The organism is Rhizobium sp. P40RR-XXII (genome assembly GCF_012641405.1).
Lineage (GTDB): Bacteria > Pseudomonadota > Alphaproteobacteria > Rhizobiales > Rhizobiaceae > Rhizobium.
Map to the genome: position 1 here is coordinate 77,564 of NZ_JABAII010000002.1, position 25,371 is coordinate 102,934.

Annotated in this window: 28 protein-coding genes; 19 read left to right on the forward strand and 9 right to left on the reverse strand. The window is 60.7% G+C overall.

Annotated elements, in window-relative coordinates:
* Positions 1–4 precede the first annotated feature (4 nt).
* The 3 genes from HGP16_RS03675 to HGP16_RS03685 form a co-directional block, all read right to left on the reverse strand.
* On the reverse strand, positions 5–808 hold the full coding sequence (locus HGP16_RS03675; protein ID WP_168838676.1) for a helix-turn-helix domain-containing protein: 804 nt from the start codon (positions 806–808) through the stop codon (positions 5–7).
* Positions 805–1,170, reverse strand: a complete 366-nt coding sequence (locus HGP16_RS03680) for a nuclear transport factor 2 family protein (protein WP_168838677.1) — start codon at positions 1,168–1,170, stop codon at positions 805–807. The genes HGP16_RS03675 and HGP16_RS03680 overlap by 4 nt, the downstream gene beginning before the upstream one ends.
* Before the next feature lie 99 nt (positions 1,171–1,269).
* Entirely contained in the window at positions 1,270–2,055 is a 786-nt protein-coding gene (locus tag HGP16_RS03685) for a TSUP family transporter (RefSeq protein ID WP_168838678.1), read from the reverse strand.
* 160 nt (positions 2,056–2,215) lie between these two features.
* Here HGP16_RS03685 and HGP16_RS03690 point away from each other — a divergent pair, with 160 nt between their 5' ends.
* The 14 genes from HGP16_RS03690 to HGP16_RS03755 all read left to right on the forward strand — a co-directional run bounded on the left by HGP16_RS03690 (position 2,216) and on the right by HGP16_RS03755 (position 15,578).
* Positions 2,216–2,620, forward strand: coding sequence for a cobalamin biosynthesis protein (locus HGP16_RS03690; protein ID WP_168838679.1), 405 nt, complete (start codon positions 2,216–2,218; stop codon positions 2,618–2,620).
* Between the two features lie 162 nt (positions 2,621–2,782).
* Entirely contained in the window at positions 2,783–3,742 is a 960-nt protein-coding gene (locus HGP16_RS03695; RefSeq protein ID WP_168838680.1) for a nucleoside hydrolase, read from the forward strand.
* Between the two features lie 288 nt (positions 3,743–4,030).
* Complete coding sequence (cobA, locus tag HGP16_RS03700) at positions 4,031–4,879, forward strand: uroporphyrinogen-III C-methyltransferase (protein ID WP_168838681.1); 849 nt, start codon at positions 4,031–4,033, stop codon at positions 4,877–4,879.
* A complete protein-coding gene (locus HGP16_RS03705; protein ID WP_168838682.1) occupies positions 4,876–6,183 on the forward strand; it encodes a cobyrinate a,c-diamide synthase in 1,308 nt (435 codons plus the stop codon). The genes cobA and HGP16_RS03705 overlap by 4 nt, the downstream gene beginning before the upstream one ends.
* Entirely contained in the window at positions 6,180–7,199 is a 1,020-nt protein-coding gene (gene cobD, locus HGP16_RS03710) for a threonine-phosphate decarboxylase CobD (protein WP_168838683.1), read from the forward strand. Before HGP16_RS03705 ends, cobD begins: the two co-directional genes overlap by 4 nt.
* Before the next feature lie 84 nt (positions 7,200–7,283).
* Positions 7,284–8,267 carry an adenosylcobinamide-phosphate synthase CbiB gene (gene cbiB, locus HGP16_RS03715; protein WP_168838684.1) on the forward strand — a complete coding sequence of 328 codons (984 nt, stop codon included), beginning with the start codon at positions 7,284–7,286 and terminating at the stop codon, positions 8,265–8,267.
* Between the two features lie 119 nt (positions 8,268–8,386).
* Complete coding sequence (locus HGP16_RS03720; protein ID WP_168838685.1) at positions 8,387–8,815, forward strand: L,D-transpeptidase; 429 nt, start codon at positions 8,387–8,389, stop codon at positions 8,813–8,815.
* A 219-nt stretch (positions 8,816–9,034) separates the two neighbouring features.
* Positions 9,035–9,313: an acyl carrier protein gene (locus tag HGP16_RS03725; RefSeq protein ID WP_041677496.1), complete on the forward strand. Its 279-nt coding sequence runs from the start codon at positions 9,035–9,037 to the stop codon at positions 9,311–9,313.
* Positions 9,314–9,434: 121 nt separating this feature from the next.
* Positions 9,435–9,908: a 3-hydroxyacyl-ACP dehydratase FabZ family protein gene (locus HGP16_RS03730; RefSeq protein ID WP_168838686.1), complete on the forward strand. Its 474-nt coding sequence runs from the start codon at positions 9,435–9,437 to the stop codon at positions 9,906–9,908.
* Positions 9,909–9,954: 46 nt separating this feature from the next.
* A complete protein-coding gene (locus tag HGP16_RS03735; RefSeq protein ID WP_168838687.1) occupies positions 9,955–11,160 on the forward strand; it encodes a beta-ketoacyl-ACP synthase in 1,206 nt (401 codons plus the stop codon).
* A 10-nt stretch (positions 11,161–11,170) separates the two neighbouring features.
* Positions 11,171–12,451 carry a beta-ketoacyl-ACP synthase gene (locus HGP16_RS03740; RefSeq protein WP_168838688.1) on the forward strand — a complete coding sequence of 427 codons (1,281 nt, stop codon included), beginning with the start codon at positions 11,171–11,173 and terminating at the stop codon, positions 12,449–12,451.
* 54 nt (positions 12,452–12,505) lie between these two features.
* Positions 12,506–13,534 (forward strand): zinc-binding dehydrogenase, encoded by a 1,029-nt coding sequence (locus HGP16_RS03745; protein WP_168838689.1) that lies wholly within the window; start codon positions 12,506–12,508, stop codon positions 13,532–13,534.
* A 5-nt stretch (positions 13,535–13,539) separates the two neighbouring features.
* Complete coding sequence (locus HGP16_RS03750; protein ID WP_168838690.1) at positions 13,540–14,472, forward strand: lipid A biosynthesis lauroyl acyltransferase; 933 nt, start codon at positions 13,540–13,542, stop codon at positions 14,470–14,472.
* 383 nt (positions 14,473–14,855) lie between these two features.
* Positions 14,856–15,578, forward strand: coding sequence for a PAS domain-containing protein (locus HGP16_RS03755; protein WP_168838691.1), 723 nt, complete (start codon positions 14,856–14,858; stop codon positions 15,576–15,578).
* Between the two features lie 187 nt (positions 15,579–15,765).
* Here HGP16_RS03755 and zigA read toward each other — a convergent pair whose 3' ends face one another.
* On the reverse strand, positions 15,766–16,971 hold the full coding sequence (zigA, locus tag HGP16_RS03760; RefSeq protein WP_168838692.1) for a zinc metallochaperone GTPase ZigA: 1,206 nt from the start codon (positions 16,969–16,971) through the stop codon (positions 15,766–15,768).
* Between the two features lie 92 nt (positions 16,972–17,063).
* On the reverse strand, positions 17,064–18,032 hold the full coding sequence (gene znuA, locus HGP16_RS03765) for a zinc ABC transporter substrate-binding protein ZnuA (protein WP_168838693.1): 969 nt from the start codon (positions 18,030–18,032) through the stop codon (positions 17,064–17,066).
* A 100-nt stretch (positions 18,033–18,132) separates the two neighbouring features.
* Here znuA and HGP16_RS03770 point away from each other — a divergent pair, with 100 nt between their 5' ends.
* Genes HGP16_RS03770 through HGP16_RS03780 form a run of 3 tightly spaced genes read left to right on the forward strand, consistent with a single transcriptional unit; the run spans position 18,133 to position 20,235 of the window.
* Complete coding sequence (locus HGP16_RS03770) at positions 18,133–19,020, forward strand: metal ABC transporter ATP-binding protein (RefSeq protein WP_168838694.1); 888 nt, start codon at positions 18,133–18,135, stop codon at positions 19,018–19,020.
* Complete coding sequence (gene znuB / locus HGP16_RS03775; RefSeq protein ID WP_168839155.1) at positions 19,013–19,840, forward strand: zinc ABC transporter permease subunit ZnuB; 828 nt, start codon at positions 19,013–19,015, stop codon at positions 19,838–19,840. The genes HGP16_RS03770 and znuB overlap by 8 nt, the downstream gene beginning before the upstream one ends.
* Positions 19,837–20,235, forward strand: a complete 399-nt coding sequence (locus tag HGP16_RS03780) for a Fur family transcriptional regulator (RefSeq protein WP_149636391.1) — start codon at positions 19,837–19,839, stop codon at positions 20,233–20,235. Before znuB ends, HGP16_RS03780 begins: the two co-directional genes overlap by 4 nt.
* Positions 20,236–20,284: 49 nt before the next feature.
* Here HGP16_RS03780 and HGP16_RS03785 read toward each other — a convergent pair whose 3' ends face one another.
* The gene (locus HGP16_RS03785; RefSeq protein WP_168838695.1) at positions 20,285–20,815 is read right to left on the reverse strand and encodes a gamma carbonic anhydrase family protein; all 531 of its coding nucleotides are present in this window, start codon (positions 20,813–20,815) and stop codon (positions 20,285–20,287) included.
* Between the two features lie 16 nt (positions 20,816–20,831).
* Positions 20,832–21,527, reverse strand: coding sequence for a fumarylacetoacetate hydrolase family protein (locus HGP16_RS03790; protein WP_168838696.1), 696 nt, complete (start codon positions 21,525–21,527; stop codon positions 20,832–20,834).
* 154 nt (positions 21,528–21,681) lie between these two features.
* Here HGP16_RS03790 and dusA point away from each other — a divergent pair, with 154 nt between their 5' ends.
* Complete coding sequence (gene dusA / locus HGP16_RS03795; protein WP_409526813.1) at positions 21,682–22,680, forward strand: tRNA dihydrouridine(20/20a) synthase DusA; 999 nt, start codon at positions 21,682–21,684, stop codon at positions 22,678–22,680.
* Between the two features lie 274 nt (positions 22,681–22,954).
* Here dusA and HGP16_RS03800 read toward each other — a convergent pair whose 3' ends face one another.
* A complete protein-coding gene (locus HGP16_RS03800; protein WP_168838698.1) occupies positions 22,955–23,167 on the reverse strand; it encodes a cold-shock protein in 213 nt (70 codons plus the stop codon).
* 466 nt (positions 23,168–23,633) lie between these two features.
* On the opposite strand from HGP16_RS03800, the gene HGP16_RS03805 reads away from it, so the two are divergent.
* Entirely contained in the window at positions 23,634–24,170 is a 537-nt protein-coding gene (locus tag HGP16_RS03805; protein ID WP_168838699.1) for a nucleoside deaminase, read from the forward strand.
* A 27-nt stretch (positions 24,171–24,197) separates the two neighbouring features.
* Here HGP16_RS03805 and HGP16_RS03810 read toward each other — a convergent pair whose 3' ends face one another.
* Positions 24,198–25,256: an adenylate/guanylate cyclase domain-containing protein gene (locus HGP16_RS03810; RefSeq protein WP_168839156.1), complete on the reverse strand. Its 1,059-nt coding sequence runs from the start codon at positions 25,254–25,256 to the stop codon at positions 24,198–24,200.
* Positions 25,257–25,371: the final 115 nt, after the last annotated feature.

Sequence of the window (25,371 nt, forward strand, 5' to 3'; positions counted from 1 at the left end):
GCGTTCAGCCGCCCGGCAGCATCGCCTTCAATGCTTCCGCGGTCTGCGGATCAGCAGGAAAGAAGGATTCGATCGCGAGTTCCGACAGGGTGACATCGACCGGCGTTCCGAAGACGGTCGTGGTGGACAGGAATGAGAGGCGTCCCGCCTCGGTGACGAGCTCGAGCGGCACGGCAATTCCGGCAAAGTCCCGTTCCGGGGCTGCCGATCTGGGTGCCGCCGGTGCGGGATAGGCCGATAATTCCTCCAGCAATTTTTTCAGCACAGGATCGCCGGTTGCCGATATCTGCTGACGCAGACGGTCGAGCAGATGCGCGCGCCATTCGGCGAGATTGGCGATCCGGGGCGCAAGGCCGTGCGGATGCAGGCTCAATCGCAGGACGTTGATCGGTCCCTTGGTCAGCGCCATATCGGTGATACCGGCAAGCAGCGGTGCCACGGCGGCGTTGGCGGCGATCAGCGTCCAGTGCCGGTCGATTGCCAAGGCCGGGAACGGCTCGTGTCCCTTCAGCAGCATATCGATGGCGTGCCGTGCCGGAGCAAGCGCCGGGTCATCCAGCTTGCGTTCGGGGAAGACGGGAGCAAACCCCGCCGCCAGGAGCATAGGGTTGCGTTCGCGCAGTGGCACGCCGAGCCGTTCGGCGAGATGTATCAGCATCTCCCGGCTCGGAAGCGCCCGCCCGCTCTCGATGAAGCTCAGATGCCGTTGCGATATATCGGCTTCAAGGGCGAATTCCAGCTGGCTCAGGCGGCGGCGTTGCCGCCATTCGCGCAGATGGTCGCCTAAAGAGCGGGCCGGGTTCATCATGCCGCAGCCGGCAGCTGATCGATGAAGCCGTGAACGGACTTCAGCCGGTCGCCTTCCAGGATGGCGAAATCCGTGCCCTTGATCAGCGGCTCGGCATCGACGGGACCGAAGCCCCAGGAGAAACGGAGATTATCGCCGTGGCGCTCGCCCTCGGCGATGAGCGTGAAACGGAAGCCGGGGAAGCGCTCATGGGCGGCCGTGACCAGCGCGTGGATCTGCTCGCGATTATCCGCGCGCATCATGGGATCGACGTAGCTGCAGTCTTCCGTCCATGCCTCGGCAATGAGCGCACGGCGACGTTCGGTGTCGACCTCGTTCCAGATGGCAATATAGCGGTCAGCAATGATGTTTGCGTCAGTCATCGGTCAACTCCCTTGGATCGCCTGAACCGTTCAGGCAGGGCGATCATCGGCGCGGACCGAAGTACTATCAATTACGTCGGAGGTAATCAAAGGCCCGTTCTAGAGGCCGAGCCAGATCCTGGCGGGATGGGTGGGGTCTGCCAGCAGCTTGATCGCGAAGGCGATGCAGACGATGACGAGCAGCGGTTTGATCAGCTTGGCGCCGATGCGCATGGCAAGCCGCGAACCGAGCTGCGCGCCGAGGAATTGGCCGAGCCCCATCGTCAGCCCGACTTTCCAAAGGATGGCGCCGGAGAAGATGAAGACGATCAGGCCGCCGAGATTCGAGCCGAAATTGAGCAGCTTCGTATGCGCCGTTGCCTTTAGAAGGCCGAAGCCGGCGAGCGTTACGAAGGCGAGCATCAGGAACGAACCCGTACCCGGCCCGAATGCGCCGTCGTAGAAACCGATCAGCGGTACGAGCGTCACGCCGAAGAGGCCGGCGGTCATGCGGCGATGCTTTTCGACATCGCCGAGATTGGGCTTGATGGCGAAATAGAGCGCGATGGCGATCAGCAGGAAGGGCAGGGTGATGCGCAGGACTTCGCTCGGCATGACGGTTGCCAGCAAGGCGCCGAGCATGCCTCCGAGGACAGCCATTGCGGCCATCGGAAGCTGCTCGCGAAGCTCGACATGTCCCTGGCGGGCGTAGGCGATCGTTGCCGAAGCCGCGCCGCAGATCGACTGCACCTTGTTGGTGCCGAGCGTCTGCAGCGGCGGAATGCCGGATAGCAGCATCGCGGGGACGGTGATCAGCCCTCCGCCGCCCGCGATGGAATCAACGAAACCGGCAAAGAATGCGGCGGCAAACAGCAGGAGCAGGACCTGAAATGTAATGTCGTACAAGGGGGCACTCTGGAGCGGGAATTCTGGGGCGGGAAATCAGCGGCCTTCTGGCATTTCGCTTGCCGCAAGGCAATTGCTGTGCGGACACACCGAGTGAAATTGACGCGCCGAAAGGCGCTCGCTACAGCTGTCATATCGGTTGACGCCGTTGGGAGTGAATATGACGACCTATGCCAATTCCACCCGCCGCTATGTACTCGGGCTCGGCTGCGAGCGCGGCACCGACTGGAATGACGTGCGCGCGCTCGCGGAAAGGGCCTTCGAGGAGGTTGGGATCGGGAGCGAGCAGCTTCTGGCCGTCGTCTCGATCGATACGCGCATGGATGAGCCGGCGATCCTTGAGACCGCCACGCATTTCCGGCTCCCGGTCCGCTTTTTCAAGGCGGCTGCATTGGAGCGGGAGACACCCAGGCTGAAGAACCCATCCGAACTCGTATTTGCGCATGCCGGCTGCCACGGTGTCGCGGAGGCGGCGGCACTTGCAGCGGCCGGGCCGGATTCCGAGCTTGTGCTCCCGAAGATCAAGTCCAGTTTTGCGACGGCGGCGATCGCCAGGATCGCCTGAGCATCGAAGGCGCCACGCAAATCTCACAAATGGCTCGTAGGAGATCGCGGCGGCATTCCGCCATTGTCGGTTCTCGTGTATTTCCGTAATTCAAGCCTGATCCGTAACGGAGGAAAATCTCCGGAAGATCAAGCTTAATCAGTATATTGGTAAGGAAAAATCATGCATAAGGTCATTTATGATACGGATCCGGGCGTCGATGACGCCATGGCGCTTCTCTTCCTGCATCGTCATCCGGATATCGACCTTCTCGGCGTGACGACGGTCTTCGGCAACGCTTCTGTAGACACGACGACCCGCAACGCGCTGTTCCTCAAGCGCGAGTGGAATATTGCGTGCCCAGTTGCGCGTGGTGCCAGCGTCACGTTCGATCCTTCGCGGAACGAGCGCCCGTGGCCGACGATGGTTCACGGCCATAATGGCCTTGGCGACATCGAGGTGCCCGAGACGATCGACCTGCCGGCCGATCCGCGGCCGGCCCATCAGTTCATCATCGACACCGTTCGCGCCAATCCGGGCGAGGTGACCCTGGTCGCCGTCGGCCGCATGACCAATCTGGCTTTGGCGTTGAAGCACGATCCCGAGATCGCCCCGCTCGTGAAGGCTGTCGTGATCATGGGCGGCAATTTCTATGTGCCGGGCAATGTTTCGCCGGTGGCCGAGGCCAATATTCACGGCGATCCGGAAGCGGCCGATTTTGTCATGACTGCCGCCTGGAAAGTCGTCGTGGTCGGTCTTGACGTGACGGCGGTGACGACCATGAGCCGCAGCTATCTGGCGGATATGGCGAGGGATGGCGGACCTTCGGTGCAGCTGCTCTCGGACTTGTCGCAGTCCTATATCGATTTCTACAAGCATGCCGTCGAAGACGGCATGATGGTGCACGACAGCTGCGCCTGCGTCTATGTCGTTGCGCCCGAGCTGTTCGACACGATCGAAGGCTCAGTCCGCGTCGTTTGCGGGGGCATTGCCGACGGCCAGACGATCGTCAAGCCGAACGGCCGTCACTTCCCGCCGGGCGATTGGGACAATCTGCCGAGCCAGATCGTGTGCACCGGCATTCGCTCGCAGCAGGTCATCGATCTGATCCGCGATGTGATCCTGGACAGGGTTAAGCACTAAGCTCTCTGTGAAGGGGGCGTCGCGCCCCTTCACATCCCGCTGAAAGGTGATTTCCTCGGCTTGTCATGCGCCTATTTGAGTTTCCGGACATATCGAGTCCGGAACGCAATACGATCAATCAGTATGTTTTCCATTTTCCGTCGCCGTTGGAAAAGCTCATAGCGTGCTATCGCTCACGCCGAACGGTCCTGTGGCGTAATGTCGGCAATGGGAACGGTGTCGAACTGAGGCCGTCTTATCCCGTTCTCAACGTTGCAATTTCAGCCATCCGGGCATAGGACACATGGGATGAACGATACCGCTTTTTCCACCCTGCCGGCCTTGGAGCCGGGCTCCGTCTGGCTCGTCGGCGCCGGGCCGGGTGATCCGGGGCTCCTGACCTTGCTGGCGGCCAAAGGGCTGGCGGAGGCTGATATCATCGTGCACGATGCCCTTGTGAATGAGGATTGCCTCAAGCTCGCCCGGCCGGGTGCAGTGCTGGAATATGCCGGCAAGCGCGGCGGCAAGCCGTCGGCCAAGCAGCGGGACATTTCTTTGCGGTTGGTGGAGCTGGCGCGTGCGGGCAAGCGCGTGCTGCGCCTGAAGGGTGGCGATCCCTTCGTTTTCGGACGCGGTGGCGAGGAGGCGTTGATGCTGGTCGAGCACGGTATTTCCTTCCGCATCGTGCCAGGCATTACGGCCGGGATCGGCGGCTTGGCCTATGCCGGTATTCCCGTCACCCATCGCGACGTCAACCATGCCGTTACCTTTCTCACCGGCCACGATTCCTCCGGTGTTGTGCCGGATGCCATCAATTGGGACGCGATCGGCAGGGGTTCGCCTGTCATCGTCATGTATATGGCGATGAAACACATTGCCCAGATCAGCGCCAATCTCATCGCTGCAGGCCGTTCGGCGGATGAAGCGGTCGCATTCGTCTGCAATGCCGCCACACCCTCCCAGCAGGTGCTGGAGACGACCCTCGGGCGCGCGCCTGCAGATGTCGAAGCATCCGGCCTCGAACCGCCGGCCATCGTTGTCGTCGGAGAGGTGGTGAAATTGCGCCCGTCACTCGATTGGCTCGGCGCGCTTTCCGGCCGCAAGCTGCAGCCGGCTGCCGAACGGCCCGGCAAAGGCGGCCACAAGGTGTCGGCATGAGTGGCCTTCTGATCGCGGCACCCTCATCAGGCTCCGGCAAAACCACATTCACGCTTGGTCTGCTCAGAGCACTGCGAAACCGGGGTATCGCCGTCGCATCCGGCAAGGCTGGACCGGATTACATCGATCCCGCCTTTCATGCGGCGGCCGTCGGATCGCCCTGCCTCAATTTCGATCCCTGGGCCATGCGCGCCGAGCTCATTTCCGCCAATTCGGCGCTGCATCGCGCCGGCGGGCGGATGCTCGTCATCGAAGGAATGATGGGACTTTTCGACGGCGCTGCCGATGGCACGGGGACGCCGGCTGATCTTGCCGCCCTGCTCGGCCTTTCCGTCTTGCTTGTCGTCGATGCCTCGCGCATGTCGCAATCCGTTGCCGCCGTGGTCAGCGGTTTTGCCAATTTCCGTGCCGATATCCGCATTGCCGGTGTGGTCCTCAATCGCGTCGCCAGCGAGAGGCACGAGCGGATGCTGCGTCAGGCGCTGGATGCGGTGCGCATGCCCGTTGTCGCCGTTATCCGCAACGACAGCAGCCTGGCGTTGCCGGATCGGCATCTCGGATTAGTGCAGGCGGCGGAACATGAAGCGCTGGAGCATTTCATCGAGGCGGCCGCCGATGTCGTATCGAAGACCTGCGATTTCGAACTGCTCCTGCGGGCGGCGCAGCGGCATGTCGTCCGCTCATCCGTGGCGAATATTGCCCGTTTGATGCCGTTCGGTCAGCGCATTGCCGTGGCGCGGGATATAGCCTTTGCCTTCTGCTACGAGCATATGCTGCTCGGCTGGAAGCGCCGAGGCGCGGAAATTTCCTTCTTTTCACCGCTTGCAGACGAGGCACCCTCGACCGACGCGGATGCCGTCTATCTGCCGGGCGGCTATCCGGAATTGCATGCCGAAAAGCTTGCCGCTGCCCGACAGTTTCAGGATGGTGTGAAAGCTGCTGCTGCCCGTGGGGCGCGGATCTACGGCGAGTGCGGTGGTTACATGATGCTCGGCGAGGGGCTGGTGGATGCGGCAGGTGCTCGCCACGAGATGCTCGGGCTCTTGCCCGTCGTCACCAGCTACGAAAAGCGGCAGCGTCATCTTGGCTATCGACGCGTCGTACCGCTTGCCGGCTCTTTCTTCGACAAGCCGATGACGGCGCATGAGTTTCATTATTCGACCATCGTAACGGAAGGTGAGGCGGATCGCCTGTTTGCGGTCAAGGACGCGCTCGATGCCGATCTGGGCGCTGCCGGCCTGCAACGCGCCAATGTCGCGGGCTCCTACATGCATCTGATCGATCTTGCCGGTGATGCAGCATGACGAGCAGGATCATCCATGGCGGCGGCATCACCGCGGCGGCGCGCCAATATGGCGGGCATCCGGAGGAATGGCTGGATCTGTCGACCGGTATCAATCCCAATCCCATGCCGCTGCCCGAAATTCCCGTCGCGGCGTGGCATCGGCTGCCGGATCAGCACTTGCAGGAGCGGGCACGAGAGGCGGCGAGGGGATATTATCGCAGCGGCGACATTCTACCCTTGCCGGTTCCCGGCACACAGTCGGTCATTCAATTGCTTCCGAGGCTCGTGCCCGGCGGCAGCGTGGCGATTCTCTCCCCGACCTATGGCGAATATGCGCGTGCCTTCACGCTTGCGGGCCTGCAGGTTCGGCAGGTTTCGACGATTGCCGAGCTCAACGCCGATGACAGGTTGGTCGTTGCCGTCAACCCCAACAATCCGGACGGACGGACGCTGTCCGTCGAGCAGCTGCGGGATTTGCATGAAAGGCAGCGCAAGCGGGATGGCGTCCTTTTGGTCGACGAGGCTTTCGGCGATATCGAACCGGCGGCAAGCTTGGCGCCTTTTGCCGCCGAGATGCCGAACCTTATTATCTTCCGTTCCTTCGGAAAGTTTTTTGGTCTGGCAGGCCTGCGCCTTGGTTTCGTGGTTGCCGAGGCCTCGATCATGACCCGTTTCGAGGATTGGCTCGGCCCATGGGCTGTTTCCGGACCTGCGCTGTCGATCGCGGCGTCTCTCATGGAAAGCGATACAAGTGCCATCCGCAATCGCATTCTTGAGCGCAATGCCGCTCTCGAGGCGGTTTTGCGTCGGTCGCATCTCAATGTCGCCGGAGGCACCGCGCTGTTTGCGCTGGTTGCGGACGATCATGCAGAGGGCATATATACGCATCTCTGCCGTCATCGCATTCTGGTCCGCAAGTTCGATTATGCGCCCAATTGGCTGCGCTTCGGGCTTGCTCCGAATGAGGAAGCGGACCAGAGACTCGCCGGGGCACTAGAGTCGGATGATTTTGGGTCGAATCGACCTGAAATCTGAATCCGCCCTGGAATCAAATAGGTAGAGCATGATGCTAAAAACCGTTTACACTTTTCGGCATCATGCTCTTGAGGATTATTCGACATGACCGCCGACGAACACCTGCTCATTCTGGTCCTTGCCTTGCTGCTCGACCGCATCGTCGGCGATCCCCACTGGTTGTGGGAGCGCTTTCCGCACCCGGTCGTGCTATTCGGCAAGGCGATTTCATATTTCGACGGCCGGTTCAATGCAAAGCATCTGTCCGGGGTGCTTCGCCGCCGCAACGGGATCATGTCGATCATCGCGCTGCTCATGGGAGCTGCTATCGCCGGCTGGGCCATTCATGGATTTTTCGCCTTCTTCGGCTGGCTCGGTATATTGGTCGAAGCGATACTCGTGGCGGTTTTCCTGGCGCAAAAAAGCCTCGCCGATCATGTCGGCGAGGTATCGCGGGCACTGCGCACCGACGGTCTGGAGGGTGGACGGCTTGCTGTATCGCGCATCGTCGGCCGCGATCCCGAGACGCTGGACGAGCCCGGGATTTGCCGCGCGGCCATAGAAAGCCTCGCCGAGAACTTTTCCGACGGCGTCGTTGCCCCGGCCCTTTGGTATGGCGTATTCGGCCTGCCGGGCCTGTTCTTCTACAAGATGCTCAATACCGCCGATTCGATGATCGGCCACAAATCCGAGACCTATATAGATTTCGGTCGTGCCGCGGCGCGCCTGGACGATATTGCCAACTGGCCGGCTGCACGGCTCTCCATCCTGCTGATTGCCACCGGTGCCCTGGCCAAGCGGGGAATCTCCGCGCTTGGAAACGCGATCCGCATCGCGGTCCGGGATGGCGGGCTGCACCGTTCGCCCAATTCCGGCAGACCGGAAGCGGCCATGGCGGGCGCGCTCGATATCCAGCTCGCCGGTCCGCGAATTTATGGCGGAGAACTCGTGCGTGAACCGATGATCAACGGCTCCGGCCGCGACACCGCTACCGTCAGCGATATCGAAGCCGGCATTTCCATCTTCTATTCCGCATGCTCGATGCTGACGCTTCTCGCCTTTTTGGGGTTCCTGCTGCTGCTGCTGTGAGCGTCTCTAAATTAATCAATCGCTCACTATATGTATTAATTTGGTATAATTAGCATAGCGATACACTGCCCCATCGTCTGAATTGCTTCGGAAGGAAGTAAACAGTCGGAGGGGACAAGATGAAGCGTGTCGCATTCATGGCAACGGCATGTCTGTTCATGCAGTTTCATGCCGTTTCGGCTCATGCTGGAACTGTTCTTGCGGTGATCGATCTTCGATCGCAAACAATGACCGTTTCCGAGGATGGGGCTTTCAAATATCGCTGGCGCGTATCGACGGCTCGCACGGGGTATGTCACGCCTATCGGCTCCTACACCGCCAAATGGCTGTCCAGGGATCACCGCTCGAAGAAATATGACGATGCGCCGATGCCCTATGCCGTGTTTTTCAACGGCGGCTATGCCGTTCACGGGACTTACGAGGTGAGGCGGCTTGGCCGGCCGGCCTCGCACGGTTGCGTGCGGCTCGATACGCGCAACGCCGCCACTTTCTTCGCGATGACATCGGATGCGGGGCTTCACAATACCCGTATCGTCATCAGCGACTAGACGCTGGCAAACCGGCAGGCCTTTCGCTTCGGTGTGGCCGCAATACTGCCGCATCTTGCGCGCATGCCGCCCTTGATCCCGCAATTGTGACGCGATTGTCACTTTGCTGTTTGCGCAACAGTGCTTCGGCAAATTGCCGGAGTTTCTGGTGGAAACCATTGGCTTTTGATATGGATTTCCCTATGAGGGGGTGAATTATTATTTCAAGAGGTATGGGCAGTGACTGCTACATTTGACAAAGTTGCCGACATCATCGCTGAAACCAGCGAAATCGATCGTGACACGATCACCCCGGATAGCCACACGATCGACGACCTTGGCATCGACAGCCTGGACTTCCTCGATATCGTCTTCGCTATCGACAAGGAGTTCGGCATCAAGATTCCGCTCGAGAAGTGGACGCAGGAAGTCAACGAAGGCAAGGTCTCGACCGAAGAGTATTTCGTGCTGAAGAATCTCTGTGCCAAGATCGATGAATTGCGCGCCGCCAAGGGCTGAGCAACATCCTTGCATTTTTTGACGCCCAGCTGCCCTTGAATATGGCGGCCGGGCGGTTTCATTCTTAAATAGCGTATCCGCCCGGCGCATGCTGCGTTATCGGGTTGGAGCGGAGGCGTTGATGCTGCTGGAATATTTCCAGATGATCGACAGGATTGAATCCGTCGATCTGTCCAAGGGCCTGTTGAAGGCGCATTCCGTCGTTCCGGCGAAAAGCCCGGTTTTCGAAGGCCATTTCCCAGGCATGCCGCTCGTCCCGGGTGTTCTGCTGATCGAAACAATGGCGCAGGCCTCGGGCATGCTCGTGCTTGCCGCGACAAAATTTGCCTATATGCCGTTCCTGATGTCTGTCGACGGTGCCAAGATGCGGACCTTTGTCGAACCGGAAGCGAAGCTTGATATCGAGGCCGAACTTGAGCATGACGGTTCGGGCTTCGCCGTCACCAAGGCGCGCATCACCATCGCCGGTAAGAAGGTCTGCGATGCGCAGTTGAAGCTGCGGACCGTGCCGTTTAATGAGGTGCCGCTCGGCGATATCGTGCGCAAGCGGGCGGGCGAAGTCGGGCTTCTCGACGCTATCGCCGCCAACGGTTGATGCTGCCGGCTTGTTCGGCGCCGCCGCATTCGAAGAGGATTGATGAATGAGCAAGGCTCAGAATGATGTGGTGATCACGGGTATCGGCGTCGTTACCTGCCAGGGCGTCGGCAAGGATGCGCATGTCGCCCTTTTGAAGGCGGACAAGGCGCCGCCGCCCATCGTCGAAACCGAGAAGTTCAAGCCCTATCCCGTGCATCCGCTGCCTGACATCGATTGGTCGCAGCAGATTCCAAAGCGGGGCGATCAGCGCCAGATGGAAAACTGGCAGCGCATCGGCGTCTTTACCGCCGGCCTTGCTCTCGACGATGCCGGCTTCAAGGATGATCTGGAAGCCTGCGGCACCATGGACATGATCGTTGCAGCCGGCGGCGGCGAACGAGACACCAATGTCGACACGCTAATCGTCAACGAAGGTCTGAAGCGCAATGATCGAGAGCTATTGCTGAACGAGAAGCTGACGACCGAATTGCGGCCGACGCTGTTCCTGGCGCAGCTTTCGAACCTGCTGGCCGGCAACATCTCGATCGTCCACAAGGTCACGGGATCGTCGCGTACCTTCATGGGCGAGGAGGCGGCCGGCGTGTCCGCCGTCGAGACCGCTTTCCATCGCATCAAGTCGGGTGAATCGACTCACGCGCTCGTAGGCGGCGCGTTTTCGGCCGAGCGCCTGGACATGATCCTGCTGATCGAGGCGATCAATGCGCATGCGACCGGCGACTGGCATCCGATCTGGTCTCGCAAGCCCGAAGATGGCGGTGGCATGATCATGGGCTCGCTGAGCGCCTTCCTCGTGCTCGAATCGCGTGCCCATGCGGAAGGCCGCGGCGCGCACATTTATGCGACGATCGATTCGGTCGAAGGCGATCGCGGCCGTCGCGATGACGGCAAGTTCGAGAAGCGGCTGGAGCGCATGCTGGCACCCGCCAAGCAGGGTAACGACGGGGCGACGGTCATCTTTTCCGGCACGACGGCGATCCACGATCTCGCGCAGCGCGAAAAGGCAGTGCTCGAAACCCAGCTTCCCGCCGCGGCGATCCGCGCCTATTCCGGCATTTCCGGGCATGGGCTGGAGGGTCAGTTTACGCTTGGACTGGCTTTCGCAGCCCTCGCCGTTGCCAATCAGGCCAAGGTGCCGCCCTTCGATGCCACGCACGAAAAGCCGATGGCGACGGGTGCACGCAAGGCCGTGGTAACGACCGTCGGGCATTCGCGTGGCGAAGGCATCGCCGTACTTTCCGCTGAAGCGTGAGGAGCAGGATATGACCGCTTATAAGGATCATCTCGGACGTCCGATCGTCGCCGTTACCGGCATGGGGATCATTACGTCGCTGGGGCAGGGCCTAGAGGATAACTGGAACGCGCTTTCGTCCGGCACGTCAGGCATCCACAATATCACACGCTTTCCGACTGACGGGCTTTCGACGCGTATCGCCGGGACGGTGGATTTTATCGACATTCCCGTGCCGAACGCCGTCGAGCGCTCTTACGCCTTTGCCCGCGAAACGACCATCGAAGCTCTGGCGCAGGCCGGTATTTCGGGCGATTTCGACGCACCGCTGTTTCTTGCCGCGCCGCCGATCGAGCCGGAATGGAGCGCGCGTTTCGAGCTTGCCGATCGTTCTCCGCCGGCGGATCATCAGGGTGATGCCTATGAGCGCTTCCTCGCCGCCATGCGCCAGCGTCCCGATCCGGCCTTCCATGAAGCAGCGCTTTTCGGCGCCATATCGGAGCGCCTTGCCGATCGCTTCGGCACGCGTGGTTTGCCGGTAACGCTGTCGACGGCCTGTGCATCGGGCGTGACGGCGATTCAGCTCGGCATCGAGGCAATCCGCCAGGGTCGAACCTCGCGGGCGCTTACTGTGGCGACCGATGGTTCGCTGAGCGCCGAAGCGCTGATCCGATTCTCGCTGCTGTCGGCCTTGTCGACCCAGAACGACCCGCCAACCAAGGCCTCCAAGCCCTTCAGCAAGGACCGCGACGGCTTCGTCATTGCCGAAGGAGCGGCGACGCTGGTGCTGGAATCGCTGGAAACAGCGGTTGCGCGCGGCGCGAAGATCCTCGGCATCATGAAGGGCGCCGGCGACAAGGCTGACTCCTTCCATCGCACGCGCTCCTCGCCCGACGGCGGCCCGGCGATCGCGACGATCCGTGCGGCGCTTGCCGATGCCGGCATGGATGAGAGCGATATCGGCTACATCAACGCTCACGGCACCTCGACGCCTGAGAACGACAAGATGGAATATGGCGCCATGTCCGCCGTCTTCGGCGAGCGGCTTCCGACCATTCCCGTCTCGTCGAACAAGTCGATGATTGGCCATACGCTGACGGCGGCGGGCGCGGTCGAGGCGGTGTTCTCGCTGCAGACCATGCTCACCGGCACGCTGCCGCCGACGATCAACTACAACAATCCGGATCCGTCGATCATCCTCGACGTGGTGCCGAACAAGAAACGTGAAAAGCAGGTGAACGCCGTCCTTTCGAACTCCTTCGGGTTCGGCGGTCAGAATGCCAGCCTTGTCATGGCGCTTGAACCGGCTTAATCGGACTTCTGAAAAACAGAATACAACTGCGCCCGAGGGGCGAGGAACTTTGCCATGCGTGCTTTGCAACTGATCGACGACCGCAAACTTGAGATCACCGATCTGCCAGAGCCGGATGCTCCGGGCCCGGGTGAGGTGACTTTGCGCGTCAAGGCCGTCGCGCTCAATCATATCGACGTCTGGGGCTGGCGCGGCATGGCATTCGCCAAGCGCAAGATGCCGCTGGTCATCGGCGCCGAGGCTGCGGGTGTCGTCGAAGCGATCGGACCGGGTGTCGCCAACGTCCTGCCGGGCCAGCTCGTGTCCATCTACGGCGCGCAGACCTGCGGCCTTTGCCGCCATTGCCGTGAAGGCCGCGACAATCTCTGCGAACATGTCAGCGGCGTGCATGGCTTCCATCTCGACGGGTTCGCCCAGGAGAAGGTCAATCTCCCAGCTCGCCTGCTTGTGCCGGCGCCTCCCGGCGTCGATGCGATCGGTGCAGCCCTTGCTCCCGTAACCTTCGGCACCGTCGAGCACATGCTCTTCGACAATGCCAAGCTCGAACCGGGTGAGACGATCCTCGTTCATGCGGGCGGCTCGGGCATCGGCACCGCCGCTATCCAGCTTGCCAAGAAGATCGGCTGCACCGTCATCACCACGGTCGGTTCCGACGACAAGATCGAGAAGGCCAAGGCGCTGGGCGCCGATCACGTCATCAATTACCGCACCGACCGTTTCGAGGGTGTCGTGCGCAAGCTGACGAAAAAGAAGGGTGTCGACGTGGTCTTCGAACATGTCGGCAAGGATACCTGGGCCGGCTCCATGCTCTGCATGAAGCGCGGCGGCCGCCTCGTCACCTGCGGTTCGACCTCGGGCGTTTCCACCGAGATCAATCTGATGATGCTGTTCCAGCAGCAGCTGAAGCTGCTCGGCTCCTTCGGTTGCCGCATGGAGAACATGGCCAACGCCATGCAGAAGATGGCGCGTGGGCTGGTCCATCCTGTGATCGATACCGAAGTGAGCTTCAGTGACATCGACCGGGCACTGGAGCGGATGGAATCGCGCCAGATCTTCGGCAAGATCATCCTGAAGATGGATTGAGCCGCGTGAAGCTCTTCATCACCCGGATCGTGCTTGCGCTCAGAAAGTTCCAGCAATGGCTGGTGGCGCAGGTCATTTTCGGATTCCTCAATTTCCTGAAGCTGTTTCCGGCGGATGCGGGCATCAATTTTGCCGATCGGCTGACCCGCAAGATCGGCCCGCGCATGCGCCGGCATCAGCTGATGCTGACCAACCTGCGCAATGCCTTTCCGGAAAAGAGCGAGGCGGAAATCGAGGAGATCGCACGCGCGAGCTGGGGCAATATGGGCCGGCTGGCGGCCGAATATGTCTTTCTCGACCGGCTTTTCGACTTCGATCCCCATAGCGACAAGCCGGGCCGGATCGAGGTTTCGGGAATTCCGATCTTCCTCGATCTCAGGGACAATCCACGCCCGTTCATCGTCTTTACCGGACATACCGGCAATTTCGAGCTGCTGCCGGTCGCCGGCGCTGCCTTCGGCTTGACGGTGACCGTATTGTTCCGCCCGCCGAACAATCCCTATGTCGCGCAGAAGGTCTTCGACTTCCGCGCCAAGCGCATGGGCAATCTTGTGCCGTCTCACGCCGGATCATCTTTCAGTCTTGCGAGAGAACTGGAGGCCGGGCGCGGTGTCGGCGTGTTGGTCGATCAGAAGTTCCGCAAGGGCCTGAAAACCCGGTTCTTTGGCCGGGACGTGAAGACGAATCCGCTTCTGCCGAAACTCGTGCGCCAGTTCAATTGCGAGGTCTATCCGGCCCGCTGCATCCGCTTGCCTGGCAATCGCTACCGGCTGGAAATCGAGCCGAAGCTGGAGATGCCGCGCAACGAGGCGGGCAACCTCGACCTGACGGCCACGGCGCAGCTACTGAACGACAAGGTCGAGAGCTGGGTGAGGGAGAATCCCGAACAATGGCTCTGGTATCACGATCGCTGGAATATCAAGAAAACCGTTTTCTAGAGCATGATGCCTAAAAGTGCAGGCGGTTTTCGGACGACATCACGCTCTACTTCTTTGATTCTAGAGCGGATTCAGATTTTAGGTCGAACAGACCTAAAATCATCCGGCTCTAGGCCCGTGCTCGGCGCACACCACGGATTCATACACGCATTTGCATCCAATCTTTCATGCAGCCATTGCTCCCGGTAAGCCTTCCTTTTCAGAAAGTTCTCCTTTCCCGAGAACTTCCGTTCATGCGGATTGAAAGTGCGGGTAAGTCATGTTAATTCACAATGTAGAAAGTTTGGTGAGAATGCGGACACCAAACTGAATATCCTTGGGCATGGCAACGCCGGGAAACGAGGCCCCTGCGTCCTGTTGTGTTCAGGGACAGGAGGGCAATTTTGCTGGCACTCTTTCATGCCTTCTCCACGAAATGTAATCAGATTCAGCGTGCGATAAAACTTGGCGACGATGAGCTTGTAGCGTCACTTGATCGTGAGTTGGAGCCACTTATCGCGGCGATTTTGGCGTACAAGGCCACGAGTCTACTCGAAATCTACATGCAGCTCCAATTCATGAACAATCTCATCCGGGAAGAATCGGATGATCGTTCGCGAGTGATGCACAATTCCGCTTCGCTTTCGGTGCTGATCGACCGTTATTTCGGCGGGGCAAACGAATCTGCGGGCGAGATCCTGCGCGCGTTTTCAAGCGAAAAAACCGATCGTGACGAAGCATTCGGCTTCGAGGAAAGCAGCGTTCTGAATGATGTCATTCTGGACAGCCTGCCTAATCGCGTTGCGGTGATTACGCGGGATTACCGCTATCTCTACAGCAATGCGGCGAATTCGGAATTCCTGAAATCGAAGCCGATGGATCTTGTGGGGCGCCATATTTCTGAATTCGTCGGGTCTGACTATTTCGAAAGCAACGTGAAGGCGAAGCTCGATACCTGCTTTGCGGGCGAACAGGTGGAATGCCTTTACCCCGCGGATCGTCAGGTCGAGCTAGGTAAGGTGCTCCATTGCACTATCACGCCGCTCCGCGCCAAGTCGGAGGTGATCGGCGCATTGGTCGTCATGCATGAGATCATTGCCGTTCCCACCGGCATGCTGGTGGCCTGAACTCGCGCTCAGGCCCCAAACAGCAGTTTTCCGACCGCATCCGCCATCAGGCGAGGATTTATTTCTCCTGATTTTCTGTCGCTCTGGTCCGGCTCGGCCGCGGCGGATCGCAACCCGCCGTCCGGCGGAGCGTCATCGCTCCCGCACTCGAAGCATTGACAACGAAACCTGATCACTTTCGGCGTCTTCATGCCGTCAACCCATTCCAGCTTGCAAAGGGATCGGGCAGGTCCCGCCAACGTTCCGGCGTGAATCGATTCGCCTTAACGAGGCAAGCGTCCAGTTCGGCCGTGATCTGCTTCTCGTTCATCGGATCGGCGCCGATGAATACCAGCTCCTGGCGGCGATCACCCCAAATCGAATCGAGATAAGGCGCAAGTGCCCGTTTGAAGGAGGGATCGCGCGGCCATTGATCCTGCGGCACGGCAGCCCACCAGAGGCCCATCTTGCTCGTGCGGACCAGCGCACCGGCCTGGCTCATCTCGCCGACATAGTAGGGCCGGGTCGCAAGCCAGAAGAAGCCCTTGGCCCGGACGACGCCCGGCCAGGAACGATTGAGAAAGGCCTGGAATTTAGCGGGATCGAACGGTTTCTTCGCGCGATAGACGAAGGAGCGGATTCCGTATTCCTCCGTTTCCGGAACGTGATCCTTGAAGCCGTGCAGCTCCTTGTACCAGAGCGGATGCGTTTCGGCGCGATCGATGTCGAAGCGGCCCGTGCCGAGAACCTCGGCCGGCTCGACCGTGCCGAAATCAGTTTCGATCAGCCGGGCATCGGGATTGAGCCCGACGATGATCTTGCGGGCCGCATCGCGCTGCTCGGCGGTTGCGGAGCCGACCTTATTCAAGATGACGACGTCGGCAAATTCGATCTGCTCTACCAGCAGATCGACGATGGTCCTGTTGTCGCCGTCGCCGGCGGTTTCGCCGCGATCGGCGAGGAAATCCGTCGAGCCGTAATCGGCCAGAAGATTGGCGGCATCGACGACCGTGACCATGGTGTCGAGCCGCGAGACGTCGGAAAGGCTGCTGCCGTCCTCGTCGCGGAATTCGAAGGTGGTGGCGACAGGCAGGGGCTCGGCGATGCCTGTTGATTCGATCAGCAGATAATCGAAACGGTCCTGTTCCGCGAGCTGACGGACCTCCTTCAGCAGGTCGTCACGCAATGTGCAACAGATGCAGCCGTTTGTCATCTCGACAAGTTGTTCCTCCGCGCGCGAGAGATTGGCGCCGCCGTCGCGCACCAGCGCCGCATCGATATTCACCTCGCTCATGTCATTGACGATCACGGCGACGCGCAGGCCCTCACGATTGTTGAGGATATGGTTCAGCAGCGTCGTCTTGCCGGCGCCGAGGAAACCGGAAAGGACGGTGACCGGGAGCTTCTTGTTCATGACAACCTCTATTGTAATGTAATATCATTACATTTGTTTGCGTGAAAAAAGCGAACAACCGGCTCGCTTCCTTCGGCGATAGCGAGCCTTGCTTAGGAGAGGCAGGCTTTCAGGGAGCTTGCGATATCGCGCATCAGGTCGAAATAGAGATCCGGCCCTTGCGGCAGCGTTGCGGCTTCGGGATCAAGGGTGCCCGATTTCGCCGACGTGCCTTCGAGCACCACATTGACCAGCTTCGGCTCGAATTGCGGTTCGGCGAAAACGCAGGTCGCGCCGAGATCGGCGACCTTGCTGTGGATTTCCGCGACGCGCTGTGCGCCGGGAATGGTTTCCGGGCTGACCGTGATGGAGCCGGAAACGCGGACGCCGTAGCGATGCTCGAAATACTGATAGGCATCGTGGAAGACGATGAAGGGCTTTTCTTTTACCGGGGCGAGCGTGGAGGCAATTTCCGCATCCAGCGCGTCGAGCTTGTCGTTCAAGGCCTTCTGGTTTGCTTCATAGGTCAGCGCATTGGCGGGATCGACAGCGACCAGCGACGTGGTGATCTCGGCGACCATCGCCTTGGCGTTGTGGGGATCGAGCCAGAGATGGGTGTCGAACTCACCGTGATCGTGGTCGCCATGATCATGCGCATGGTTTTCCCCGGCGTCGTGTTCGTCGCCGTCGTCATGCGGCTCGAAGGCGCCGCCCTCGCGGAACTTGAGCTTGGTGATGCCAGGGGCATCGTCGAGCTCGACGACGGTGGCATTGGCGCCGAGGGAAGCAAGCGGCTTTTCCAGGAAGGCTTCCATGCCCGGTCCGACCCAAAACACCACTTGCGCCTGCTGGAGACTGCGGGCATTCGAAGGTTTCAGCGCATAGGTATGCGGCGAGGCGGCACCGTCAACGATCAAATCCGGCGTGCCGACCCCTTGCATGATCGCGGCGACAAGCGAATGGATCGGCTTGATGGAGACGACGACCTTGGGGGCATCGGCTGCCGTTGCGGCAGTGCCGACAAGCAAGCCGGACAAGAGGAGGGCGGCGGCGAGGGGGAGGAAAGCTTTTGCTGCGTTCATGCGATAAATGCCCTTGAATGGGTCTGTTATGTTATTACATCAATTGCGTTATGCTATAACGTGTGCGATAGCAAAGCGCAATAGTGCAATTGGAAATTTCATGCTTTCGTCCATAGACAGCAAGAGCCGGCCGCTCGTGTCGCTCCATGATGTCGGCGTCCGCCGTGGCGGCCGCTGGCTGGTGCGCGGCGTCGATTTTTCGGTGAACCGCGGCGAGATCGTCACCCTGATCGGTCCGAACGGCTCCGGTAAATCCACCAGTGCCAAGACGGCGATCGGCGTTCTGAAGCCGGACGAGGGGCATGTCGACCGCATCGCCAATCTGAAGGTCGGCTATGTCCCGCAGAAACTTGCCATCGACTGGACCTTGCCGCTCAGCGTGCAGCGATTGATGACGCTGACGGGGCCTCTGCCGGAGCGCGAATTGATCGCGGCACTGGAAGCGGTCGGCATCGCTCATCTCGCTAAGGCCGAGGTGCAGCATCTCTCCGGCGGCGAGTTCCAGCGGGCGCTGCTTGCGCGCGCCATTGCCCGCAAGCCCGATCTGCTTGTTCTGGACGAGCCGGTGCAGGGCGTGGATTTCAGCGGCGAGATCGCGCTTTACGACTTGATCAAGTCGATCCGCAATTCGCAAGGCTGCGGTATCCTTTTGATTTCGCACGATCTGCATGTCGTCATGGCGGCGACGGATACGGTGGTTTGCCTGAACGGCCATGTCTGCTGCCGCGGCACGCCGCAGAGCGTCAGCCAGAGCCCCGAATATGTGAAGCTGTTCGGCACGCGCGCGGCGCAATCCCTGGCGATCTACAGCCATCATCACGATCATACGCATCTGCCCGACGGCCGCGTCCGGCATGCCGACGGCTCGATAACAGACCATTGTCATGCCGAGGACGGCCACCACCATCATGAGCATGACGATCATCACCACGATGATCATGATCATCATCTGGGGCATGACCATACCGAGGGAGAGCGCCATGTTTGACGATTTCTTCCTGCGCGCCGTCGTCGCCGGCGTCGGGCTGGCGCTGACGACCGGGCCGCTCGGCTGTTTCATCATCTGGCGGCGCATGGCCTATTTCGGTGATACGATCTCGCATTCGGCGCTGCTGGGCGTGGCGCTGTCGCTGCTTTTTCAGCTGAACCTCACGCTCTCCGTCTTTGCGGTCGCGGCACTCGTCTCGATCCTGCTCCTGCTGCTGCAGCGGCGACAGGCGCTGTCGGCGGATGCGCTGCTCGGCATTCTCTCGCATGCGACGCTGGCGATCGGCCTGGTTATCGTCGCCTTCATGAGCTGGGTGAGGATCGATCTCATCGCTTTCCTCTTCGGCGATATTCTGGCCGTCAGCCAGTCCGATATTCTCGTGATCTGGGCAGGCGGCATCTTCGTGCTGGCCGCGATTGTCTGGCTGTGGCGGCCGTTGCTGGCATCGACCGTCAATCCGGAGCTTGCCGAGGCCGAAGGGCTGCGGCCGGAGCGTGCCCGGCTGCTTTTCATGCTGCTGATGGCCGTAGTGATCGCGATCGCCATGAAGATCGTCGGCATACTTCTTATTACAGCGTTGCTGATCATTCCTGCCGCCACCGCGCGCCGCTTTGCCGCGACGCCGGAGACGATGGCGATTTTCGCCTCGCTGCTCGGCGCCATCGCCGTTGTCGGCGGGCTGTTCGGATCGCTGCGCTATGACACGCCGTCCGGGCCGTCCATCGTCGTTGCGGCGCTCGTCCTGTTTATCATCAGTCTGCTGCCCCTCGTTCGCAGGGCCGGCACGCCAGCGGCGCAACAGAGAGGACAGTCATCATGACGACTCCGATGCTCACCAAGAACCAGACGCTTGTTTTTGATGTCCTGACCAAGGCGGAAGCGCCGCTGAGCGCCTATACTATTCTCGACAAGCTGCGCGACCAGGGTTTTCGCGCGCCACTGCAGGTCTATCGCGCGCTGGACAAGCTGCTCGAATATGGCGTGGTGCACCGGCTCGAGAGCATCAACTCCTTCGTCGCCTGCGCCCATCCGAACGAGGATTGCCACAGCCACGGCCTCGTCGCCTTCGCCATCTGCGAAAGCTGCGGCCAGGTGATCGAATTCCACGATCACGAGGTGGACCATCGGCTGATGGATTGGCTGAAATCGCAGAAGTTCAAGGCGGAAAAGTCGACCATCGAAATCCGTGGTCATTGCGCCAACTGCGCAGCGTAATGCTCGGCAGAGGTTTGGTCCACTGGTCCTAGGTAGTTATAAGTATTTTCTAATCTAGTCTCTTAAGATCGCGCGCGAAGCGCTGCCAGTTGGCGACATAGTTGCTGGCCGAGCGGCGCAGGCCTTCGATCGCGGCTTCGTCCAGCGTGCGGATTGCTTTTGCCGGCGCGCCGACGATCAGCGTGCCGTCGGGAAATTCCTTGCCTTCCGTAACAAGCGCATTGGCGCCGACGAAGCAATTGTTGCCGATCTTCGCGCCGTTCAGCACGGTGGCGCCCATGCCGATCAGCGAATTGTTGCCGATCGTGCAGCCATGGATGATGGCGTGATGCCCGATGGTGCAGCCTTCGCCGATCGTGACAGGGAAGGCCGGGTCGGTATGAACCATCGTGCCTTCCTGAATGTTCGTGCCCTTGCCGATGATGATCGGTTCGTTGTCGCCGCGCAGCACCGCGCCGAACCAGATGCCGACATCCTCGCCGATCTCGACCTTGCCGATCACGCTGGCATCCGGCGCGATCCAGTATCGGCCGGGACCGGGCGTTTTCGGTGTCTGGCCGGCAAGGGCGTAGAGCGGCATGGTCGATCCTCCTCGATCAGACGACGTTCAATACCAGGTTTGCGACGCCATCGACGGCGCAGCTGATCCGGTCGCCGCGCGCGACGGGACCGACGCCGGCGGGCGTGCCCGTCATGATGATATCGCCGGGTGCGAGCGTGAAGAGCTTGGAGAGTTCGGCAATGATCTCCGGCACTTTCCAGATCATCTGCTGGAGGTCACCTCTCTGGGCGGCCTCGCCATTGCGCATCAGCCAGATACCGCCCTTGTCTGGATGGCCGACACGGGTGGCCGGCACGAGCGCTGAGACGGGCGCGGAATGATCGAAGGCCTTGCCGATTTCCCAGGGACGGCCGAGCTTCTTGGCTTCGCCCTGCAGGTCGCGGCGGGTGAAATCGATGCCGACGCCGTAGCCGTAAACGCAATCCAACGCCTGTTCGACCGGAATGTTTGCTCCGCCGCCACGCAGCGCCACCACAAGCTCCACCTCATGATGCACGTCCGACGACAGCGCGGGATAAGGGAAATCGCGCGAGGTAAGCAGATTGTCCGGATTCTTCTGGAAGAAGAAAGGCGGCTCGCGGCTCGGGTCGTGCCCCATCTCGATGGCGTGGTCGGCATAGTTGCGGCCGACGCAATAGACGCGGCGCACGGGGAAAAGCTCGGTCTCGCCCTCGATCGGCAGAAGAACGGGGGCGGGTAGCGGAATGACTGTCGTCAGTGGGGCTTTCATATGGACTTTCGAAACTTTCATCTTTTCGGAGGGCTGCTGCCATCCGACTCCATCAGGCAAACTAGCATCATTGTTACAGCCACGAAAACTGGCCTTTTTGAGGGATTTGGTGTAGAGCGCGGATTCAGAAAGGTTTCCCATGTATAGCGACGCACTGAAAAACGGCCGCAAAATTTTCGCGGTTGCCCCTATGATCGACTGGACGGATCGCCATTGCAGGTACTTGCACCGGCAGATCAGCCGGCATGCGCTGCTTTATACCGAGATGGTGGTGGCCGATGCGATCATTCATGGGCCGCGCGATCGTCTGCTGGGGCATGATGGCATCGAGCATCCCGTCGCCCTGCAGCTCGGCGGTTCCGACCCGGCCAAGCTTGCCGAGGCGCTGCGGATCGCGCAAGCCTATGATTATGACGAGATCAACCTGAACGTGGGCTGCCCGTCCGATCGCGTGCAGTCCGGCACCTTTGGTGCCTGCCTGATGCTGACGCCGGAGACGGTGGCATCCTGCGTTGCTGCGATGAAGGCTGTTTCGAAGGCGCCCGTCACCGTGAAATGCCGTATCGGCGTCGACGAGCAGGAGCCCGAAGAAGCTCTGCCGGAGCTGATAACGCGCGTGCTCGACGCCGGCGCGGACGCGATCTGGATCCATGCGCGCAAGGCCTGGCTAAAAGGTCTCTCGCCGAAGGAGAACCGCGAGGTCCCGCCGTTGGATTACGACATCGTCTATCGCATGAAGCAGCGTTGGCCCGAGGTCTTCATCGGCATCAACGGCGGCATTCAGACCCTGGATCAGGCCGAGGCGCATCTCGCTCATGTCGACGGCGTCATGCTTGGCCGTGCCGCCTATCAGAATGCCGCTATACTCGCCGATGTCGACCATCGCTTCCATGGCGAACCGGCAGCAGAGGCCGACTGGAACGGGCTGCGCGACCGGATGATGGCCTATGTGGAGCGCCATATCGCAAGTGGCGGCCGCCTGCAGCATGTCGCGCGCCACATGGTCGGTCTCTTCACCGGCCTGCCGGGCTCGCGCCGCTATCGCCAGATCCTCTCCACCGACGCCAACAAGCCGGGTGCGGGACCAAAGGTGATCGCCGCCGCTTTTGCCGCAGTGGATTTTGCAGGCGATGGCGAACGCGTCAGCGCTTGAGTTGGCGGTTCCAACCCGCCCTCGCGGTTCGAAGCGACCCTTCGGGCTCCTCGCCGTGAGGACTAATCGACTGCGATAGCCGGGCGATTGATCTTGAATAGCGCCGGGAGGCTTCTCCAATCTCATGCCGAGGTGCGAAAGCCCTGAGCTTGTCGAAGGCTGCAGCCTCGAAGCACGAGGGGTAGCCCTGAACTCGCGACCGCAAAGGCCGAACGAAAAACGGCGCGGTTTGCACCGCGCCGTTCGAAACCTTGATCTGGCAGTCACCAAAGGCTTAGTCAGCCTGGATGTTGACAGCCTTCGGGCCTTTGCCCATACGATCCGGCTCGGTGTCGAAGGTGACCTGCTGGCCTTCGCGCAGCGACTGGATGCCGGAAGCCTGGAGAGCGGAGATATGGACGAAAACGTCCTTTGCGCCGCCGTCAGGAGTGATGAAACCAAAACCCTTGTCTTGGTTGAAGAATTTTACAGTGCCCTTGGTGGCCATGGGGGATAGTCCTTTACCCATCAGTCTTAGTTTATCCGGGCAAACCCGGACGGCTTTGCCTCCGCGCCATGCGAAAGCTAGTCGAGAAGTCACGTACGGGGAAAGAACGTCTGCGCGGGTCCAAAAACCCAACCGCTGCCTGCCGCAAGCGGATCACCAAATCAGTCCAGTCACCGGCATGAAAATGCCCGAGCATGTATATGGGTGACAGGGTTTTTGGAAAAAGGCAAGGGGTAATATTAGGCCAGGGTGGGAAACGGGTAGGATAGGGTGGGGAATTTCAAGGGGTTGAGAAAGTTGGCGCCCGGCCGACCAACGAAGTTATTATTGCAAATCTATATAATGAGCTTGCTGGCTAACAAGAGGGCGCCGGCGATGATCCCAGTACGGGAATTCGTCATGCGGCTGCAACAAACGCCGCTATTTAACGTCAGTACAACTTTTAATACGGGATTCGAGAGGGCTCATGGTTCAATTGAGTGATGACTATATGATGGGTCTCGCGCTTGACGAAGCCAGGATTGCGCTGGATGAAGGCGTGTTTCCTGTTGGCGCAGTTCTATGCAGGGAAGATCAGGTTCTGGGACGCTCCCGCAAAACAATGATTTCGAATCATTTGAACCATGCGGAAATGAATCTCTTTCATCAGGTATTTAGCGGAGATTACGCGTTCTCGCGAAACAACGGGCTGACGCTTTATACGACACTTGAGCCTTGCATCATGTGTTTCGGTACGATGATGCATCTGCCGATAACGCGGCTTGTTTTCGCTATGGCCGATGCATATGGCGGATGTGCCCACGTCAGATTGGAAAATTCTCCTCCCCGGCACTTTTCGAGAGCGGTAGAGATCGTTGGAGGCGTTCGTCGCCGGGTGGCTTCCAAGCTCTTTGCAGAGTTTCTCGACACGACCGCGGAAGAATTCTGGCTCACGGGCGGGGCTTCGCATTTTCAGGCCGCGGTGAGAGCCGAGCTTGATGAAGATGTGCTGCAACGCCGATAGTTCGGACCCTTGTTTAACACCCCAGACCTAGCTCTCCGCCAACGTAAACACCGCGCAAGACTCGGCAATCCCGCGCAGCTCATAGTTCCCCAAAGACACCAGCGGCATGGTCGTTTCCGCCGCAACAGCGCCCGAGATCAGCACGTTGCGTCCGAGCGGCCTGCAAAGGCCTTCCAATCGGCTGACGAGATTGACGGCGGGGCCGATGGCGGTGAAGTCCAGGCGGTCGGCGGCGCCGATATTGCCCCAGAGCATATCGCCGAAATGCAGGGCGGCGCCGAAGGGAAGCGGCGGCAGGCCCTGGCTTGCCCGGGTCGCGTCGAGATGGGCCATGCCGGCGCGGATGGCGGTGACGGCCCGCAGCGCGGCTTCGCAGGCTTCCGTCGGCGTCTCGGTGACCGGGAAGATTGCGAGCACACCATCGCCGATGAACTTCAGCACCTCGCCGCCGAAAGCATGTACGGCGCCGGCGACGCGATCGAACCAGGCGTCGAGGGCTGCTATCACGACCGTCGGCTCCGATGCTTCGGAGAGAGCCGTGAAATCCCGCAAGTCGGCGCAGAGCAGCGCTGCGCGGATGGTTTCGCCGCTGTTGCGGCTGAGCGCACCGGCCTGCACGCGTGCCGCGCTTCTGCGGCCGAGATAGGCTTCGAGTAGGGTCGATAGGGTTGCGCGAGCGGCCAGACCCGCCAAGGGGGGGGCAGCAAAGCGCGCGACCTGACGCAGCCTCTCCGTCTCGGGGGAGGTGAAGGGCCGGGTGCCGGCCCAGGCCAGCACGGAATGACCGGGCGCGGTCCCGATCGTTACCTCGCATGTCGGGCCGAGCTCGCCGAGCCAGTCGCGGCCGGCTTGCCCGAGCGACGTGCCGGCAAAGCCGAGGGCTTCGATCACCGCGCCCGTCTCGGCTCGCCAAAGCCAGGTATGCTGCGTGATGATCGGATGCGGCGCCGCGAGCGTCAGGGCGCTTCCGGCAAGCGGCAATCCGGCGGCGAGCAATTGCCCGCCCAGATCGGCGAGGAAGCGTTCGGGGCTGAGCGCGGTGCCGGCTTCGTCAACCAGCCAGGCAAGGGGGGCGGGCAAATCCATGCCGCGATCATGCCACGCCGCTTGCGGGCTGTCATCCTCACCGCTGCAACCTTCCTGCGAGCGCATGGGATCGCCGAGTTCCAGCGAGCGAAACTATTGTCGCCGGCCGGTGACA

Coding starts and splice junctions, on each gene's coding strand:
- HGP16_RS03680 (WP_168838677.1), bottom strand. CDS start 1,170: ATGACTGACGCAAACATCATTGCTGACCGCTATATTGCCATCTGGAAC.
- cobD (WP_168838683.1), top strand. CDS start 6,180: ATGACGAGCAGGATCATCCATGGCGGCGGCATCACCGCGGCGGCGCGC.
- HGP16_RS03745 (WP_168838689.1), top strand. CDS start 12,506: ATGCGTGCTTTGCAACTGATCGACGACCGCAAACTTGAGATCACCGAT.
- HGP16_RS03735 (WP_168838687.1), top strand. CDS start 9,955: ATGAGCAAGGCTCAGAATGATGTGGTGATCACGGGTATCGGCGTCGTT.
- HGP16_RS03805 (WP_168838699.1), top strand. CDS start 23,634: ATGGTTCAATTGAGTGATGACTATATGATGGGTCTCGCGCTTGACGAA.
- HGP16_RS03695 (WP_168838680.1), top strand. CDS start 2,783: ATGCATAAGGTCATTTATGATACGGATCCGGGCGTCGATGACGCCATG.
- znuA (WP_168838693.1), bottom strand. CDS start 18,032: ATGAACGCAGCAAAAGCTTTCCTCCCCCTCGCCGCCGCCCTCCTCTTG.
- zigA (WP_168838692.1), bottom strand. CDS start 16,971: ATGAACAAGAAGCTCCCGGTCACCGTCCTTTCCGGTTTCCTCGGCGCC.
- HGP16_RS03705 (WP_168838682.1), top strand. CDS start 4,876: ATGAGTGGCCTTCTGATCGCGGCACCCTCATCAGGCTCCGGCAAAACC.
- HGP16_RS03690 (WP_168838679.1), top strand. CDS start 2,216: ATGACGACCTATGCCAATTCCACCCGCCGCTATGTACTCGGGCTCGGC.
- HGP16_RS03785 (WP_168838695.1), bottom strand. CDS start 20,815: ATGCCGCTCTACGCCCTTGCCGGCCAGACACCGAAAACGCCCGGTCCC.
- HGP16_RS03730 (WP_168838686.1), top strand. CDS start 9,435: ATGCTGCTGGAATATTTCCAGATGATCGACAGGATTGAATCCGTCGAT.
- znuB (WP_168839155.1), top strand. CDS start 19,013: ATGTTTGACGATTTCTTCCTGCGCGCCGTCGTCGCCGGCGTCGGGCTG.
- HGP16_RS03810 (WP_168839156.1), bottom strand. CDS start 25,256: ATGGATTTGCCCGCCCCCCTTGCCTGGCTGGTTGACGAAGCCGGCACC.
- HGP16_RS03770 (WP_168838694.1), top strand. CDS start 18,133: ATGCTTTCGTCCATAGACAGCAAGAGCCGGCCGCTCGTGTCGCTCCAT.
- cbiB (WP_168838684.1), top strand. CDS start 7,284: ATGACCGCCGACGAACACCTGCTCATTCTGGTCCTTGCCTTGCTGCTC.
- HGP16_RS03675 (WP_168838676.1), bottom strand. CDS start 808: ATGATGAACCCGGCCCGCTCTTTAGGCGACCATCTGCGCGAATGGCGG.
- cobA (WP_168838681.1), top strand. CDS start 4,031: ATGAACGATACCGCTTTTTCCACCCTGCCGGCCTTGGAGCCGGGCTCC.
- HGP16_RS03790 (WP_168838696.1), bottom strand. CDS start 21,527: ATGAAAGCCCCACTGACGACAGTCATTCCGCTACCCGCCCCCGTTCTT.
- HGP16_RS03740 (WP_168838688.1), top strand. CDS start 11,171: ATGACCGCTTATAAGGATCATCTCGGACGTCCGATCGTCGCCGTTACC.
- HGP16_RS03720 (WP_168838685.1), top strand. CDS start 8,387: ATGAAGCGTGTCGCATTCATGGCAACGGCATGTCTGTTCATGCAGTTT.
- HGP16_RS03780 (WP_149636391.1), top strand. CDS start 19,837: ATGACGACTCCGATGCTCACCAAGAACCAGACGCTTGTTTTTGATGTC.
- HGP16_RS03800 (WP_168838698.1), bottom strand. CDS start 23,167: ATGGCCACCAAGGGCACTGTAAAATTCTTCAACCAAGACAAGGGTTTT.